This is a genomic window from Lutimaribacter marinistellae (assembly GCF_042648365.1).
Classification (GTDB): domain Bacteria; phylum Pseudomonadota; class Alphaproteobacteria; order Rhodobacterales; family Rhodobacteraceae; genus Lutimaribacter_A; species Lutimaribacter_A marinistellae.
In genome coordinates, this window is sequence record NZ_JBHRXI010000004.1 from 184,269 (window position 1) to 200,003 (window position 15,735).

15 protein-coding genes and 1 other RNA gene are annotated in these 15,735 nt (G+C 62.5%); 8 read left to right on the forward strand and 8 right to left on the reverse strand.

The features are described 5' to 3' along the window. Nucleotides 1-112: 112 nt before the first annotated feature. On the reverse strand, nt 113-619 hold the full coding sequence (locus ACFORG_RS05440; RefSeq protein ID WP_386734726.1) for a c-type cytochrome: 507 nt from the start codon (nt 617-619) through the stop codon (nt 113-115). A gap of 119 nt (nt 620-738) precedes the next feature. Between ACFORG_RS05440 and ACFORG_RS05445 the strand changes: the two genes are divergently transcribed. After that, on the forward strand, nt 739-1,572 hold the full coding sequence (locus ACFORG_RS05445) for a prephenate dehydratase (RefSeq protein WP_386734372.1): 834 nt from the start codon (nt 739-741) through the stop codon (nt 1,570-1,572). Nucleotides 1,573-1,607: 35 nt separating this feature from the next. On the opposite strand, the gene ACFORG_RS05450 is transcribed toward ACFORG_RS05445, so the two are convergent. Together ACFORG_RS05450 and nudC are read right to left on the reverse strand one after the other, a co-directional pair. Further along, the gene (locus tag ACFORG_RS05450; RefSeq protein ID WP_386734373.1) at nt 1,608-2,075 is read right to left on the reverse strand and encodes an SRPBCC family protein; all 468 of its coding nucleotides are present in this window, start codon (nt 2,073-2,075) and stop codon (nt 1,608-1,610) included. 43 nt (nt 2,076-2,118) lie between these two features. Continuing rightward, a complete protein-coding gene (gene nudC, locus ACFORG_RS05455; RefSeq protein WP_386734374.1) occupies nt 2,119-3,099 on the reverse strand; it encodes an NAD(+) diphosphatase in 981 nt (326 codons plus the stop codon). Nucleotides 3,100-3,302: 203 nt separating this feature from the next. Here nudC and ACFORG_RS05460 point away from each other — a divergent pair, with 203 nt between their 5' ends. After that, nucleotides 3,303-5,192: a bifunctional 2',3'-cyclic-nucleotide 2'-phosphodiesterase/3'-nucleotidase gene (locus ACFORG_RS05460; protein ID WP_386734375.1), complete on the forward strand. Its 1,890-nt coding sequence runs from the start codon at nt 3,303-3,305 to the stop codon at nt 5,190-5,192. 39 nt (nt 5,193-5,231) lie between these two features. Then, an RNA gene (gene ffs, locus ACFORG_RS05465) (signal recognition particle sRNA small type) lies at nt 5,232-5,330 on the forward strand. A gap of 10 nt (nt 5,331-5,340) precedes the next feature. On the opposite strand, the gene ypfJ is transcribed toward ffs, so the two are convergent. Next, nucleotides 5,341-6,183, reverse strand: coding sequence for a KPN_02809 family neutral zinc metallopeptidase (gene ypfJ, locus ACFORG_RS05470; RefSeq protein ID WP_386734376.1), 843 nt, complete (start codon nt 6,181-6,183; stop codon nt 5,341-5,343). A 12-nt stretch (nt 6,184-6,195) separates the two neighbouring features. Next, entirely contained in the window at nt 6,196-6,699 is a 504-nt protein-coding gene (locus tag ACFORG_RS05475; RefSeq protein WP_386734377.1) for a protein-tyrosine phosphatase family protein, read from the reverse strand. 161 nt (nt 6,700-6,860) lie between these two features. On the opposite strand from ACFORG_RS05475, the gene ACFORG_RS05480 reads away from it, so the two are divergent. The 4 genes from ACFORG_RS05480 (at nt 6,861) to ACFORG_RS05495 (ending at nt 11,303) form a co-directional block, all read left to right on the forward strand. After that, nucleotides 6,861-8,600 carry a DNA polymerase III subunit gamma/tau gene (locus tag ACFORG_RS05480; RefSeq protein WP_386734378.1) on the forward strand — a complete coding sequence of 580 codons (1,740 nt, stop codon included), beginning with the start codon at nt 6,861-6,863 and terminating at the stop codon, nt 8,598-8,600. Between the two features lie 64 nt (nt 8,601-8,664). Next, nucleotides 8,665-9,009 (forward strand): YbaB/EbfC family nucleoid-associated protein, encoded by a 345-nt coding sequence (locus ACFORG_RS05485; protein WP_386734379.1) that lies wholly within the window; start codon nt 8,665-8,667, stop codon nt 9,007-9,009. A 16-nt stretch (nt 9,010-9,025) separates the two neighbouring features. Further along, a complete protein-coding gene (gene recR, locus ACFORG_RS05490) occupies nt 9,026-9,619 on the forward strand; it encodes a recombination mediator RecR (protein WP_386734380.1) in 594 nt (197 codons plus the stop codon). A 187-nt stretch (nt 9,620-9,806) separates the two neighbouring features. After that, complete coding sequence (locus ACFORG_RS05495; RefSeq protein WP_386734381.1) at nt 9,807-11,303, forward strand: calcium-binding protein; 1,497 nt, start codon at nt 9,807-9,809, stop codon at nt 11,301-11,303. 72 nt (nt 11,304-11,375) lie between these two features. Here ACFORG_RS05495 and ACFORG_RS05500 read toward each other — a convergent pair whose 3' ends face one another. Further along, nucleotides 11,376-11,909 carry a hypothetical protein gene (locus ACFORG_RS05500; protein ID WP_386734382.1) on the reverse strand — a complete coding sequence of 178 codons (534 nt, stop codon included), beginning with the start codon at nt 11,907-11,909 and terminating at the stop codon, nt 11,376-11,378. A 160-nt stretch (nt 11,910-12,069) separates the two neighbouring features. On the opposite strand from ACFORG_RS05500, the gene ACFORG_RS05505 reads away from it, so the two are divergent. Further along, nucleotides 12,070-12,561, forward strand: coding sequence for a hypothetical protein (locus ACFORG_RS05505; RefSeq protein WP_386734383.1), 492 nt, complete (start codon nt 12,070-12,072; stop codon nt 12,559-12,561). A 10-nt stretch (nt 12,562-12,571) separates the two neighbouring features. Here the strand turns inward: ACFORG_RS05505 and glpK are convergent, their stop codons facing one another. Beyond that, nucleotides 12,572-14,062, reverse strand: coding sequence for a glycerol kinase GlpK (glpK, locus tag ACFORG_RS05510; RefSeq protein WP_386734384.1), 1,491 nt, complete (start codon nt 14,060-14,062; stop codon nt 12,572-12,574). A 58-nt stretch (nt 14,063-14,120) separates the two neighbouring features. Next, a complete protein-coding gene (gene glpD, locus ACFORG_RS05515; protein ID WP_386734385.1) occupies nt 14,121-15,716 on the reverse strand; it encodes a glycerol-3-phosphate dehydrogenase in 1,596 nt (531 codons plus the stop codon). Nucleotides 15,717-15,735: the final 19 nt, after the last annotated feature.

Consider the following 15,735-nt stretch of genomic DNA (forward strand, 5'->3'; position numbering starts at 1 on the left):
TCAAGTTTAGAATGGGTGAACGCTTCGTGAAGGGGCATGGCTCCGCCGGGCACGAAAAAAGCCGCTGCCATGAGGCAGCGGCCCTGTTCCGATCATCCGATACCGAGGGATATCAGTCGTCGAGACTGTCGAGATAGGCGATCACGTTCACCCGGTCTTCGACCTTTTTCAGGCCCGAGAAGCTCATCGAGGTGCCCGAAGCGTAGCCGCGCGGGTTCTCGAGGAAAGCGCTCAACTCTTCGGGAGTCCATGCGCCCTCTTTCGAGGAAAGCGCGTCGGAATAGCCGAAACCGTCGACCGCGGCGATATCGCGCCCGACAACGCCGTGGAGGTACGGGCCGGTTGCATTTTCACCAGCCTCGACCTTGTGGCAGGCCGAGCACTTGCGGAAGACGCCTGCGCCCTTTTCCACATCGGCCTGTGCCATCATCTCTTCGAAGCTGACCTCGGGCTCGTCCGAAGTGGTTTCTTCGGCACCTGCGGTTTCGATCACGTAGGACGGCTCTCCATGAGCCTCCACATGATAGATCGTTTCGCCAGCCCATTTGCCCAGCAGCAGAACCAGCCATGCGCCAAACAGGCCGGCCGCTGCCTTGGTAACTGTCATCGTGTCGAACATTGGTCGCGTGTCCATATCTGCTGTTTGCAGGAGGGTCTAAGGCTTCCCCTGCAAAGAGGCAAGGTATAGACACCGCGACCAAACGCCCAAATTCCGATCCTTTTGCAGGGAATGCCTCAATGACACACCGCATCGCCTTTCAGGGAGAGCCTGGCGCCTATAGTCACGAGGCCTGCCGCAACGCCCGCCCCGAGATGGAAGCCCTGCCCTGCCGCGCCTTCGAAGACGTGATCGAAGCGGTACGCAGCGGCGAGGCGGAACTGGCGATGCTGCCGGTCGAGAACACGACCTATGGCCGGGTGGCCGACATTCATCGCCTGCTTCCGCATAGCGGGTTGCACATCGTCGACGAGGCGTTCGTGCGCGTGCACATCAACTTGCTGGGCGTTCCCGGCGCGCGGTTGCAGGACATCGAGGAGGCGCATTCTCATCTTGTGTTGCTGCCGCAATGCGAGGGTTTCCTGAAGAAACACGGGATTCGCGGCCGCGTCAGTTCTGACAATGCGCGTGCGGCGCGAGAGGTCGCGGCCATGGGCGACCCGAAAACGGCGGCCCTGGCCAGCGAACTAGCAGGCGAGATCTATGGGCTGGAGGTGCTGGCCCGTCACATCGAGGACCAGGGCAACAACACCACGCGGTTCCTGATCATGTCACGCGAGGCCGACGAGACCCGGCGCGGGAAGTACGGCATGATCACCTCTTTCGTCTTCCAGGTGCGCAACATTCCCGCCGCTCTCTACAAGGCGATGGGAGGATTTGCGACAAACGGGGTGAACATGACCAAGCTGGAAAGCTACATGGTCGATGGCTCTTTCACCGCGACGCAGTTCTACGCGGATATCGAGGGGCACCCCGAGGATGACAACGTGAAGCTGGCGATGGATGAACTGTCTTACTTCACCGCGAATCTGGAGATCCTTGGCGTTTACCCCGCAGCACGCGAACGGGGCTGAGCCGTTCGCAGCGCGTTGCAAGGGGAAGACGGGCGTCACGCCTGGCGGGTGTAACGCTCTTCGAGATTCTTGGCGAATTCCGCGAGTTTCACCCGGGCCTTGTGTTCAAGCCGGGTGCGGGCAAGGCGAAGCGATTGCAGGAACAGGCGTGCCGCGAGAGTCTTGGCACCGAGTTCGAGGTGAAAGCTCATCCTTGTCCGCTTGGCCGATAGCGACAGAAGTTCGATGACCGCGGTGCCATCCAACCCCTTGCCGTGACCTTCGAACCGCATGAGGGTGGGCGCCTCGTAACGTTTGAGCACGAGGTGCATCTCGCGTGTCTTGCCACGGATCTGGAATACCGTGTCCCACGCCATGCCCGGTCCTATGGGCGCGTTTTCATCGACGCGGCGCACCTCGAACCCGCGGCGGATGGCCGAGCGTTCAAATGTCTCGAATTCGGACAACATCGCAAAAACGGCGTCGATCGGTGCCTCGATATCTTCCTTTGCGGTGAATTCCATGTGTCTCCTGCCCCGGTCTTTCTGGACCTCAAGTCATAATTGCCTAATCGAGCGTATCCGCAAGCCAGTTCTCGAGCAGGAACTGCGCGATTGCCCCTTTGCGGGCCGGCATCAGGCGCGGATGCTCGCCTGCGAAAGCCTCCATCATCTCGTCGCGGTCGACCCAGATCGCGTCTTCCAACTCGACCGGGTCCAGCGTGATCTCGCGTGACAGCGCCTCGCCCGCACATCCGAGCATCAGCGACGAGGGAAACGGCCAGGGCTGGCTGGCCAGATAGCTGACCGCGCCGACCGGAACGCCGGCCTCTTCCATCACCTCGCGGCGCACCGCAGCCTCGAGCGTTTCGCCCGGTTCGACGAAACCGGCGAGCAGCGAGTACATCCCGTCGGGCCATCCGGGCGATCGCCCCATGAGCACGGAATCACCATGGGTGATAAGCATGATCACCACCGGATCGGTTCGGGGGAAGTGGTGGGCGCCACAAGCGGGGCATGTCCGCTGCCATCCGGCCTGCGTGATGTCGCTGGCAGCCCCGCAACGGGCGCAGAATTTGTGCGTTTCGTGCCATCCGACGATGGCCTTGGCTGTCGCGGCCAATTCCGCGTCACGTGGCGACAGCCTTGTCATGATCCGCCGCAGTTCGGCAAACACATGACCCGGCGGCAGGTCGGGGTGCTGCTGCTCGGACCGGTCGACGAAGGCGCCCACGGTAGAGGTATCCTGATCCTGTGGCTCCCATTCCGAAATGTCGGCTGCGAAAAGCGGTGCGCCTTCCTCGGTCACTCCCAGCAAAACCGCCTCATCCAAGGATCCCGACAAGGTGGAAAGCAGCGGGTGATTCATGCGCACCCAACCCAGCGTGTCGAGCCGCTCGCCCTGCGCCAGAACCTTGCCCCGCCACAGCAGCAGGCACGCCGCGTCGCCATGCATGCGCGCGACGGCGAGTGCCTGGGCATCGCCACGCCACTCTGCGGCACGGTTCAGTGCCGAACCGCCAAAGGTTACCTGTTCAGCCCGTTTCATCCCGACCTCCTGCTTTCGCCCCTGCTGCCACGTCGTGGCGGGCCGATGCAATGGCCGCGCGATGGCGTTTGCGACCACGAATCGAGCAAGTGTCGGCAGCGACACAGATTTTTTGTCGAGCACCGCGATGACGCTCGCGGCAACTTGAATGTTGGTACAGAAACATACAACCCTAAGACGAACGCGGACACGGAAAGGACGCGATGAAAGAGAATGAGGGGGACGTCCGGAGAACCGGGCGGAACGCGGGGAAACGCACCGCGGGTGCACGCGCACGCCTGCGGATCATTGCGACAAGCGACCTGCATATGAACCTGGTCAGCCATGACTATTATGCCGACCGGCCCGAGCCGGAGGTCGGCTTGGTGCGCGCGGCAAGCCTGATCCGTGCGGCACGCGACGAGGCCGATGCGGTGGATGCCCTGACGGTTCTGGTCGACAATGGCGACTGCCTGCAGGGCACACCGCTGGGTGCGGCAGCGGCCGAGTCGGATGGGCCGCATCCGCTGATGGCCGCTTTTGCAGAGCTGGGTTATGACGCGATCGGCCTTGGGAATCACGACTTCAACTTCGGGCTCGACCGGCTTGACCGTATCCTTGTACAGGCGCCCTGTCCGGTGCTGTGCGGAAACCTGCGGACCTTGGGCGCAGGCTCGCGCTGGCGAGAAAGCGTGGTGATCGAGCGCGAGGTCATGGTGGACGGCACGCACGTGCCAATCCGGATTGGTCTGTTCTCGGTCCTGCCGCCGCAGGCGCTCTTGTGGGATGCCGAACATCTTGCGGGCCGTGCCCAGACCTTTGACATTCTCGATACGGCCCACCGACTAGTGGCCGAACTGCGCGGCAAAGGCTGCGACCTGGTGGTGGCGCTGGCCCATACCGGGTTCGCGGCAGGTTCGGCGCGGCCGGGAATGGAGAACGCCGCCATTCCGCTTGCCGAGGCGGGGGGTGTCGACGCGATGGTGGCAGGTCATACACATTTGGTGTTTCCCGGTCCCGGGCATGCCCGCCTGCCAGGGGTCGACGCGGAAACCGGTCATGTCCACGGTATCCCGTGCGTCCAGCCGGGCGCCGCGGGAACCCATATCGGGCTGATAGATCTGGACCTCGTCGCGGATCGGTCGGGCGGATGGAGCATCACGCAAAGCCACAGCACGTTGCGGGCGATTTCCCCGGACACGGTCGAGGACGGCACGATTACACGTCTTGCGGCACCGCTTCATGCTCGGACCCGCGCGCGAATGGGTGAGCCTGTCGGCGAAAGCCTGTGCGCATTGCATTCCTATTTCAGCTTCATCGCCCCCGACCGGCATCTGGCCCTCGTGGCGCAGGCGCAGGCATCCGCCCTCGCACGCATGATCGCCGACCGGCCCGAGGCGGATCTGCCGATCCTGTCGGCAGTGGCCCCTGCGAAGTTCGGTGGACGGTCCGGGCCGAGACACTTTACCGATGTGCCGCCCGGCCCGCTTTCGCGCCGGCATGTGGCGGACCTGCACGTGTTCCCCAACGACCTGTGCGGCCTCGTGGTGACTGGGGCGCAATTGCGGGATTGGCTGGAGATGTCGGCCAGCCTCTACCGGACCATTCCGGCAGAGAGCCATGATGAACCGCTGGTGGACTCCGAATTCGCGGGGCACAATTTCGACGTGATCCACGGGCTGGACTACGAGATTGATCTGGCCGAGGTGCCGAGGTTTACCCCGGATGGTGAAGTCGCGCGAAATGGCGGCAACCGGATCCGCGCGCTGCGCTGTCGCGGCAGGACGATTGCCCCCGAGGACCGATTCGTCGTTGCCGTGAACAATTACAGGGCAAACGGGGGCGGGAACTTTCACGGCATTCGCGATGCGCAGCATATCCCGGTTCCGCCTCAGCCTATTCAGAGCCTGCTAAGTGATTTCATCGCCGACCATACCGTTCAGGACCCGCTGCAAGCGATGCCGGCGCCATGGAGGTTCAGACCGATGCCCGGAACCCGCGTGCTGTTTCAAACCGGGCCGGGCGCCCTGTCGCATCCGGGCGACGCACCGGCGGCAACCGTCGTCTCTGGCCCCGGCCCAAACGGGTTCATCACGCTGTCGATCGCGCTCTGACGGGTTGTCATCCTTCTCTGGCTCGCCTAAATGGGATGTCGAGGGGTTGGCGCGGGCGAGCGCCTCGCCAACCTGGTCAGGTCCGGAAGGAAGCAGCCATAACGAGTCCCGCTTGGGTCGTTGTCCAACCTCTCACCTCATCCCCGCCCTAAAGACGATCCGTGCCGAACGTGTCGCAGGCGGCCATCCGGCCCTCCTCGAACCCGCGGTTGAACCAGCGCGAGCGCTGCTCTGCCGTGCCATGCGTGAACGTATGCGGCTGCGGGACACGTCCGGCGCGGCGTTGCAACACATCATCCCCGATCTGGCGGGCGGCGTTCAACGCCTCGTCCAGATCGCCACGCTCCATCAGCCCTTCGACAGAACGCGCCCAGACGCCCGACAGGCAGTCGGCCTGCAACTCGAGCCGGACGGTCAGCCCGTTTGCATCCACTTGCGAGCTGCGCTGGCGCATTTCGTTGACCTGCCCGAGAATTCCCAACTCGTTCTGAACATGGTGGGCCACCTCATGCGCCACGACGTAAGCCGCGGCAAAATCGCCGCCGGCACCAAGGCGCTGCGACATCAGCGCAAAGAACTGGGTATCCAGATAGGCGGTTTCATCCAGTGGGCAGTAGAATGGACCTGTTGCACCCGAAGCTCCGCCGCAGCCGCTTTGCGTGACACCCGAGAAGATGACCAGCCGCGGGGGATCATAGGGCCGGCCAACCTCTTCGGGAAAGCGCGCCGTCCAGACGTCTTCGGTCGTTGCCAGCACACGCGAGGTGAAATCGGCGGCGCGCTGTTCGGCCTCGGTGGGCGCAGCCTGTTGTTGCGAGACCGGTACGCTTTGGCCGGACAGCAGAGACGTGAAATCGACGCCGGTGATCCAGCTAAGGCCGAGGACCAGCAGAACGCCCGTCAACCCAAGACCGCCGACCCCGGCAGCCCTGCGGCCGCCGCCACGGCGAATTTCGACATTGCTGCTTTTCCGGACACCGCGCAGGCGCATCGCTTCTCTCCTTCAGATACGCGCGGCGCGAACCTCTCCACGAAAGGCCCAGTCGCGCTGTGCGTCGGTCTCGACGGCGCAGGGGCGCACGCTTCTAAGACGCTTGAGCGCGGCATTCGGTTCCTCACCACTTTCGACCATCAGGCGAAGCGCGGCCATGCCGGACCGGCCGCATCCCCCGCGACAATGGACCAGAACGCGGCCACCGCCCTTGAGCGCCTGCCGCGCCGATGCGCTGACCGCTTCCCATTGTTCTTCGAATTCTTCTGGCAACGCCTCGAAGTCGGACACTGGCAAATGTGCCCATCTGGCCGCGCGTCCCTGGATGTCAGAGCCGAAATGGCGTGCGCCGTCCTCGATCATCTCGACCTCGGTGGTCAACGTGATGACGAGCGCAGGTTGCCAAGAGGCAATCAGGTCCAGATCCTCGGGATAGGATCCGAAACGGCCGGGCATGGGACACAGCGCCAGCGTGCCACCGCCGACCTGCAAAGCATAGATTTTCATCTCGGACATGCTCCGGCCCTCCCCCAAACCGGCGCTGCATATCTGGCAACGCCCCCTTTCTAACCTTCTGCAAGCTGTTTCCAAACGGGGTTTGCGCAAGAGTTCGGTGGACGTGGCATCCATGCCGATTTAGGCTTTGGGCTCACGTGACGAATCCGGCTGAATCCCCCATGTCCGATACCCCGGCCTATCAGGTCCTTGCCCGAAAATACCGCCCCGAGACATTCGCCGACCTCGTCGGGCAGGATGCCATGGTGCGCACGCTGAAAAACGCGTTCGAGGCCGACCGCATCGCACAGGCCTTTATCATGACGGGCATCCGCGGAACCGGGAAGACGACCACCGCCCGGATCATCGCCAAGGGCATGAACTGCATCGGGCCGGACGGGAACGGCGGGCCGACGATCTCTCCCTGCGGTGTCTGCGAGCATTGCGTCGCCATCTCCGAAGGTCGGCATGTCGATGTCATGGAGATGGACGCCGCATCGCGCACCGGCATCAACGATATCCGCGAGATCATCGATTCCGTTCGCTATCGGGCGGCCTCGGCGCGGTACAAGATCTATATCATCGACGAGGTTCACATGCTGTCGACGCAGGCCTTCAACGGCCTGCTGAAAACGCTGGAAGAGCCGCCCGCGCACGTAAAGTTCATCTTTGCCACGACCGAGATCCGCAAGGTACCGGTTACCGTGCTGTCACGATGTCAGCGTTTCGATCTGCGCCGGATCGAACCCGAAGAGATGATCAGCCTCCTGCGCCGCATCGCAACCTCCGAGGGGGCCGAGATTGCCGAGGATGCGCTGGCGCTGATCACCCGCGCCGCCGAAGGGTCGGCCCGCGATGCCACATCGCTTCTGGATCAGGCCATCAGCCATGGCGCGGGCGAAACCACCGCCGAACAGGTTCGGGCGATGCTGGGCCTCGCCGACCGGGGGCGTGTGCTGGACCTGATGGACCTGATCCTGCGCGGGGATGCGGCGGGCGCGCTGACGGAACTTGGCAGTCAATACGCCGAGGGTGCCGATCCGCTGGCCGTGCTGCGCGACCTGGCCGAGATCACGCATTGGGTTTCGGTCGTGAAGATCACGCCGGACGCCGCCGAAGACCCGACCGTCTCGCCCGACGAGCGCCTGCGCGGCCAGCAGATGGCAGAAACCCTGCCGATGCGGGTTCTCAGCCGCATGTGGCAGATGCTGCTGAAAGCGATGGAGGAGGTTTCCGCCGCGCCAAACGCGATGATGGCGGCGGAAATGGCCGTGATCCGCCTGACGCATGTCGCCGACCTTCCGACGCCCGAGGACCTCGTGCGCAAGTTGCAGGACACGCCGCCGCCCGCGCCGAACGGTGGACCGGGTGGCGGAGTTCAGCCCGGCCCGGCAACCGCGCCAAGTGCGACGGCGGCCTATAGCGCACGCACCACCGGTGGGGGCAGCGCGCCCGGACCGGCATTGGCGCAGGACGTGCAGGCCGCGCTGGCGCGCTACCCGACATTCGACCATGTCGTCGAACTGATCCGCGCCAATCGCGATGTGAAACTGCTGGTCGAGGTCGAAACCGGTGTGCGCCTTGCGGCCTATCAGCCCGGACGGATCGAATTCACGCCAACCGACAGCGCGCCGGCAGACCTGGCCCAGCGCCTTGGCGCGCGACTACAGGCCTGGACCGGCAACCGATGGGCCGTCACGATCGTGAACCACGGTGACGCGCCCACCATTGCCGAGACGCGCGACGCCGCCGAACTTGCCCTGCGACGCGAGGCCGAGGCGCATCCGCTGGTGCAGGCCGTACTGTCCACCTTTCCCAAGGCGCGCATCACACGAATCCGCACGGCCGAGGACCTTCAGGCCGAGGTCGCGGCCGAGGCGCTGCCCGAAGTCGAGGACGAATGGGACCCGTTCGAGGAATAGCGCCTCTTTCATAACTCCGCCTGTGCACGTATCTAGGCGGCAACCCACAAATCGGAGGAACCACATGCTCAAGGGACTAGGCGGGCTTGGCGACATGGCCAAGATGATGAAATCCGCGCAGGAACTGCAGACCAAGATGACCCAGCTTCAGGACGACCTGAAGGAGATGACCGTGACCGGGGAATCCGGTGCCGGGCTCGTCAAGGCGGTCGCCAGCGCCAAGGGCGAGCTGAAATCGCTGGATATCGACCCGTCGATCTTCAACGGCGACGACAAGGAAGTGGTCGAGGACCTGATCCTTGCCGCGATCAAGGATGCGCAGGCCAAGGCGGCCGAGCGCGCGCAGGACGAGATGGCCAAGCTGACCGAAGAGATGGGCCTGCCCAAGGACATGAAGCTGCCCTTCTGAGGGTGGCGCGTCGGCCATGAACTCGCTGAAGCCTATCGACGAGCTGATCGAGCTCATGGCGAAACTGCCCGGGCTCGGCCCCCGCTCGGCCCGGCGGGCGGTTCTGCACCTGATCCGCAAGCGCGCTCTGTTGCTGGGGCCGCTGTCCGAGGCGATGGCGCAGGTCGCGACCCATGCCCGCGAATGCCTGAATTGTGGCAATGTCGGAACGTCGGATATCTGCGATATCTGCGCGGATGAAAAACGCGCCACCGGCGAGCTTTGCGTTGTCGAGGACGTCTCGGACCTTTGGGCGATGGAGCGTGCGGGCGTCTTCAAGGGTCGCTATCACGTTCTGGGCGGTACGCTCTCGGCTCTGGACGGGATCCGGCCAGAAGATCTGCGCATCCCCCGCCTGCGCGACCGGGTTGAGGCCGAAGAGATTACCGAGGTCATCCTCGCGCTGAACGCGACAGTCGATGGCCAGACCACAGCCCATTACATCGCCGACCAGCTTGAAGGCCGGGTGCGCCTGACCTCGCTGGCGCAGGGCGTGCCCATCGGGGGGGAGTTGGATTACCTCGACGACGGCACGATTTCCGCTGCCTTGCGCGCGCGCAAGGATATCTGACCCAGCCGGCGCGGTCCGGTTCACAATTCCAATCCCCTACGGCCTGAATAGCGCGCTGCTAAATTGCTTGGGGGCGCGGCTTGTCAGGTCAGGCCAATTATGTTTCACTTTGACCCTGAACACGATTGGGAAGGCCGCCCCCCATAACTGGGTGGCCATTTGGTTTTTTGAATTGGGGTTACTGTTCATGAATTTTTCCACCATTTCCGACAATACGCTTTTGCCTTTCGGCAACACGCAAATTCCGGTTGGGGATGACAATATCCAAGGGTTTTCCATTGCCGAGATTTTCGAAGACGGCTTTCGGTTCGGCACCGGAACTTTCAACGGCTTTTGGGTCGGAACGAATGGAGGAGTGGCCTTCGCCCGCGACTCTGGTTACAGCTACTATAATTCTCCCTCAATTTTTCCTTGGAACGGCGATCTCGATACACAAGGTTCGCCGCTCGATAGCACCGGAGTGTTCTTTGACCTGAATGCCGAACGGGACTCGGTCGTCGTGACATGGCAGGACGTCGGGTATTATTCGAGGAATTTCGCTAACCCGGCAACGTTCCAATTGGAACTGATCGACATCGGGGGCGGGAACGCGGAAATCGTCTTTCGATATGAGGACACGGAAAGTTCCGGCAGCATCCGGGATGCGGGCATGATCCTGCCGGGTGGGGAATCTCTCTATTTCGGTGGTAACGAAGTGATCGATGTGCCCTTTTCCGAACTTGATGAGACCCCCGGAAATACCGGGGTCGTCGGTGTCTGGCAGTTCCAGATTATCGACGGCTCCATTGCCGTGAACAGCCCGATCGAGGGCACCGACGCCCCGGACCTGCTGACGGGTAACGGGTTTGCCGATACGATCTCCGGCGGCGCGGGCAACGACACCATAGACGGCGACAGCGGCAATGACCGTCTGACGGGTGGCAATGGAGACGACTTCATCGACGGCGGCAGTGGATCTGACAGCTTGGCAGGCGGGGCCGGCGACGATTCGATCCAAGGCGGTTCGGGTGTCGATACGATCAAAGGGGGGGACGGAAACGATACCATTGACGGCGGTGAACTTCCCGACTCGATCGAGGGCGGAGAGGGCGACGATCTCATCGTCGATATCGTGGGCGGCTTCTACTCGTCAGTGGGCGATACGATCAACGGGAATGACGGCAACGACACGATCTTTGGCGGAAGCGGCGAAGATGTTCTTGGCGGGCAATCCGGTGATGACATGATCCGCGGGGGCGACGGGCATGACTGGATTGGCGGCGGATCCGGCAACGACGTGCTGTCAGGCGGGTTGGGCAATGACCGTTTCTGGGGTGGCACGGGCGATGACTTCATCTATGGCGATGCTGGTCGGAACGAGGCCACGGGCGGCGCGGGCGCCGATACCTTCCTTCTGACACCCACGGGGACACTGACGATCCGCGACTTCAACGCCACGGAAGGCGACCGCGTGATCGTGAATGCCGATGACTGGGACCGTGGTGATTTCTATTTGCAGCGTGTCGTGGGCGCCGATGGCGAGTCTGATGACGACCGCGCCGTCATCCTGCACCGTTTCGATCACGAAACCAGCTATCGCACGGTCGCGGAAATCTACATTGGCGACGGGGCCGACATGCTACAGCTCAACTTCCCGCACGATGCTGGTGAGGCGATTGCGCCGATCCTGTGGGATCTGTCCTGACCGAACGCTGCCAGCATCGACAAGAGCCGAGCGCAAATGCGCTCGGCCAACCGGGCGGTCCGGTGGGTGTGCTCAGCTGCCCATCTGCTCTTCGTTGCATTTGCGGGCAGCCTCGATCGCCTTGAAGGTCCCATCGAGATTCACTGAGAATGCATATTCCTTTTCGGGAAACACCGTCATCACGTATTGCTTGCGCACCTGTTCCACGAACTCGGGATCATCGGTCAGGAAATACCCGCCCTTGTAGCCCTCGGGCAAATGCTTGGTCTTGCGCGAGACGGTCCCGAAATAGAGCGTCTCACCGAGAAGCACCGCGATGTTCTCTTCCCCGCTTTCCAGCTCGATATCAGCCTGGGTAAAGATACCCATGTACCCAAGGCCATGATCGGCGGTCAGCCCCATCTGCACCACGTTACGCATCTTGTCCACGGCCTCGATCAGGCAAGCCTTGCGGTCGGGATCGACATAGATCGTCCAGCCGGATTCCTCGCCCCATTTTGTGAACTGGGTGTCGGCAGAGGGCAGGACGTTGTCCGAGGCCACAGCGGAGGTAGCGAAAACAGCACCGGCAAGGGCGATCGTCTTGAACAGGGATTGCGCAGACATGGAATGGCTCCTTCATCAAACATGCTCTTGGCGTCGGAAACCTAGCGCGATTCGTGCAATCGGCGGACAGGTTTCGCGTACATGCGACCGCAAAACAGCGCTTTGGAACCGCGCGTCGTTAGGCTAGGACAGAAATGAACCTCAGATGCGGAGAAGCCTCATGTTGCGTGTGTTGAAAAGCCTTTCTGTTTTGGCCATGCTGATTGGGCCACTTCCGGCACTTGCCCAGCTTGTGGACATGGGTTTCGTCAATGGCTGGAACATCATGAAGGATCCCAGCCTGGGAAACGGCTGCCTGATCCAGACCGTCTATGAAGACAAGTCGCTGGTTCGCATCGGCTATGACGGTGAGAACAACCGAGGCTATTTCACCGTCTTCAACAAGAACTGGGGACAGGTCGAGGCCGGCAAATCCTATCCGGTGAGTTTTTCGTTGGACGACCAGAAATTTGACGTCACGGCCATCGGGTTCGAACAGAACGGGGTGCCCGGCGGGACGGTGTTCTTTACCGACCGCGCTTTTGTGGACAGCATCGCACAGGCCCGGAACATGGTCGTGCGAAATCCGCAGGGCGCACAGGTCATGGCCATCGACCTGTCCGGTTCGGCCAAGGCGCTGGACTATGCCCGCCGCTGCCAGGCCGGAAACTGATCGGCCCGGATCATGTAGCGAATGTAATGGTTGCCTCGACCGCACGTTTCCACGCTGCGTATTTCTCGTTGCGCCGGGCATCGTCCATCGCGGGGTCGAAACGGGCGTCGGTCTGCCAGGTCGCTGCAAAGTCGCCCATGCCCGGAAGAACACCCGCCTGCTGACCTGCAAGCCAGGCCGCACCCATCGCCGTTGTTTCCAAAACGCGGGGGCGCTCAACGGGGGCGCCGATGATGTCCGACAGGAACTGCATCGTCCAGTCAGACGCGCTCATCCCGCCATCAACGCGCAAGGCGGTCGTGCCATCGCCTGACCAGTCGGCAGCCATGGCCTCGAGCAGGTCTCGCGTCTGGTAGCCGACGCTTTCAAGTGCGGCGCGCGCGAATTCGGCAGGTCCGGAATTGCGGGTCAGGCCGAACACGGCACCGCGGCATTCCGGCCTCCAGTAGGGCGCGCCAAGGCCAGTGAAGGCGGGTACGATCACCACACCCTGCCCGGTATCGGCCTTTTCGGCCAGCGGCTGGGTTTCGCCGGCTTCGCGGATAATCTTGAGCCCGTCGCGAAGCCATTGAACCACGGCCCCGGCGATGAAGATCGACCCTTCGAGAGCGTATGTGGGCTTTCCGTCCAGTTGATATGCGATGGTCGTCAACAGCCTGTGGCACGACCGGACCGGCGTGTCGCCCGTGTTGAGCAAAGCGAAACAGCCTGTTCCGTAGGTCGATTTCATCATCCCGGGCTTGAAACAAGCCTGCCCGACCGTCGCCGCCTGCTGGTCGCCGGCGATCCCCCGAATGGGAATTGGCCGGCCAAACAGATCGGGGCGTGTTTCACCGAAATCGGCTGCGCAGTCGCGAACCTCGGGCAACATAGACATGGGAATGTCCAGCCGGTCGCAGATCGTTTTCGACCAGCGCCCCTTATGAATGTCATACAGCATGGTCCGGGCGGCGTTCGTCGCGTCGGTCACATGAACCTGTCGCCCGGTGAGGTTCCAGACCAGCCACGTATCAACGGTACCGAATGCCAATTCCCCCGCCTCGGCCCGCGTCCGGACGCCATCGACATTGTCAAGGATCCAGGCCAGCTTGGTCGCCGAGAAATAAGGATCGACGAGCAGGCCGGTCCGATCCGTCACAGCCTTGTCAAAGCCCTCTTCCCGCAACGCGCGGCACATTTGCGCACTGCGCCGGTCCTGCCACACGATCGCATTGTGAACCGGTTTCCCGGTTGAGCGATCCCAGACAAGGGTCGTCTCGCGCTGGTTGGTCATACCGATTGCAGCAATATCGTGTGTATCGAGGCCCGCCTTTTCTATAGCAGAGCGGCAAGTGGCTGCCGTCGTCGCCCACAGATCGGCAGGGTCGTGTTCGACCCAACCGCTCTGCGGATAATGCTGCGCGAATTCCTCTTGCGAGGAGGACACGACCGAGAGCTTTTCGTCGAAAAGGATGGCACGGGTCGAGGTCGTGCCCTGATCGATTGCAAGAATATGAGTCATGGCCGCCATATCGCCCCAGGCAGGACCCGCGCGTCAATGGATGGTTGGCAATGCGATCTCATTCCGCCGCTGCCGGGGTTGCGCCGCGACGGGCCGCCATCCAATCCTCCAGCGCCGATATCTGCGCATCGCTCATACGCAGACCAAGCTTGCTGCGGCGCCAGACAACGTCTTGCGCAGTGTGTGCGAATTCGTGCTTCATCAACCAGGTCACCTCGACCTCTGTCAGATCGGCACCGAAATCGCGACCAAGGTCTTCGCGGCAAGAGGCCCCGGCGATAAGCCGGGTCGCATCCGTCCCATAGGCCCGAACAAGGCGCCGAGCCCAACGTTCGGACAGGAACGGGTGTGCATTGCGCAAGTCCCGGATCAATGTCGCCACATCACCCACGGGGAAATCGCCACCCGGAAGCGGCACGCCAGCCGTCCAGGGACCGGAAGGGGGCGACAAATGCTCGGACACCTTTGCAAGTGCGCTTTCGGCAAGGCGGCGATACGTCGTGATCTTGCCGCCGAATACGTTGAGCAGCGGCGCGCCGTCAGCGTCCACCTTGAGCGTGTAATCACGTGTCGCGGCTGTCGCGCTGCTTGCCCCGTCGTCATAAAGCGGGCGCACACCGGAGTAGGACCAGACGACATCCTGCTCCTTCAGTGTTTTTTCGAAATACTGGTTTGCGAAATCCAGCAGATACTCGCGTTCCTCGGGGGTGCATTCAGGCTTCGCCGACGGATCGTGGTGTTCGGCATCCGTGGTGCCGATCAATGTGAAATCGGTTTCGTAGGGGATGGCGAAGATGATCCGGCCATCCGTACCCTGAAAGAAATAGCATTTGTTATGATCGTAGAGCTTGCGCGTGACGATGTGGGAGCCGCGAACAAGACGGACACCTTCCGCGCTGTTGACGCGAAGTTTGGACCGGATGATGTCCGCGACCCATGGCCCGCCTGCATTGATCAGCATCCGGGCGAAATAGGTCACTCGTGCGCCTGTTCGGGTGTCTTCTGTTTCTACACGCCAGAGACCATTATCGCGCTCTGCGGACAGGACCCTGGTCCGGGTCATGATCCTTGCGCCGCGCGCCTCGGCATCGCGCGCATTCAACACGACGAGGCGAGAGTCTTCGACCCAGCAATCCGAGTATTCGAACGCATGTTCGAACCTGTCCTGCAACGGGGCGCCTTCGGCCGTGCCCGACAGGGGCAGGCTGCGGGTTGGAGGCAGGATCTTGCGGCCGCCGAGATTGTCATAAAGGAACAGGCCAAGCCGGATGAGCCATGCGGGGCGTCGCCCTTTCATCCATGGCATGACGACGTTCAGCAGCCTCGATGTGGGGGTGTCGGACTCGAACCGCATATCCTTGTGATAAGGAAGCACGAAGCGCATCGGCCAGCTGATATGCGGCATGGCGCCAAGCAGGATTTCGCGCTCCACCAGAGCTTCGCGAACAAGCCGGAACTCGAAATACTCGAGATACCGCAAGCCGCCGTGAAACAGCTTTGTCGAGGCGGACGACGTCGCCGACGCAAGATCGTTCATCTCTGCCAGCGCAACCGAAAGGCCGCGACCGACCGCATCGCGGGCGATGCCGCATCCGTTGATGCCGCCCCCGATGATGAAAAGGTCAAAAGGCTCTGCCGCGCCGCGGGTCGTCATGCGAGCTCTCCCTGTGCCG

Coding starts and splice junctions, on each gene's coding strand:
- nudC (WP_386734374.1), bottom strand. CDS start 3,099: ATGAAACGGGCTGAACAGGTAACCTTTGGCGGTTCGGCACTGAACCGT.
- ACFORG_RS05460 (WP_386734375.1), top strand. CDS start 3,303: ATGAAAGAGAATGAGGGGGACGTCCGGAGAACCGGGCGGAACGCGGGG.
- ACFORG_RS05500 (WP_386734382.1), bottom strand. CDS start 11,909: ATGTCTGCGCAATCCCTGTTCAAGACGATCGCCCTTGCCGGTGCTGTT.
- recR (WP_386734380.1), top strand. CDS start 9,026: ATGAACTCGCTGAAGCCTATCGACGAGCTGATCGAGCTCATGGCGAAA.
- glpK (WP_386734384.1), bottom strand. CDS start 14,062: ATGACTCATATTCTTGCAATCGATCAGGGCACGACCTCGACCCGTGCC.
- ACFORG_RS05445 (WP_386734372.1), top strand. CDS start 739: ATGACACACCGCATCGCCTTTCAGGGAGAGCCTGGCGCCTATAGTCAC.
- ACFORG_RS05485 (WP_386734379.1), top strand. CDS start 8,665: ATGCTCAAGGGACTAGGCGGGCTTGGCGACATGGCCAAGATGATGAAA.
- ACFORG_RS05440 (WP_386734726.1), bottom strand. CDS start 619: ATGTTCGACACGATGACAGTTACCAAGGCAGCGGCCGGCCTGTTTGGC.
- ACFORG_RS05450 (WP_386734373.1), bottom strand. CDS start 2,075: ATGGAATTCACCGCAAAGGAAGATATCGAGGCACCGATCGACGCCGTT.
- ACFORG_RS05480 (WP_386734378.1), top strand. CDS start 6,861: ATGTCCGATACCCCGGCCTATCAGGTCCTTGCCCGAAAATACCGCCCC.
- ypfJ (WP_386734376.1), bottom strand. CDS start 6,183: ATGCGCCTGCGCGGTGTCCGGAAAAGCAGCAATGTCGAAATTCGCCGT.
- ACFORG_RS05505 (WP_386734383.1), top strand. CDS start 12,070: ATGTTGCGTGTGTTGAAAAGCCTTTCTGTTTTGGCCATGCTGATTGGG.
- ACFORG_RS05495 (WP_386734381.1), top strand. CDS start 9,807: ATGAATTTTTCCACCATTTCCGACAATACGCTTTTGCCTTTCGGCAAC.
- ACFORG_RS05475 (WP_386734377.1), bottom strand. CDS start 6,699: ATGTCCGAGATGAAAATCTATGCTTTGCAGGTCGGCGGTGGCACGCTG.
- glpD (WP_386734385.1), bottom strand. CDS start 15,716: ATGACGACCCGCGGCGCGGCAGAGCCTTTTGACCTTTTCATCATCGGG.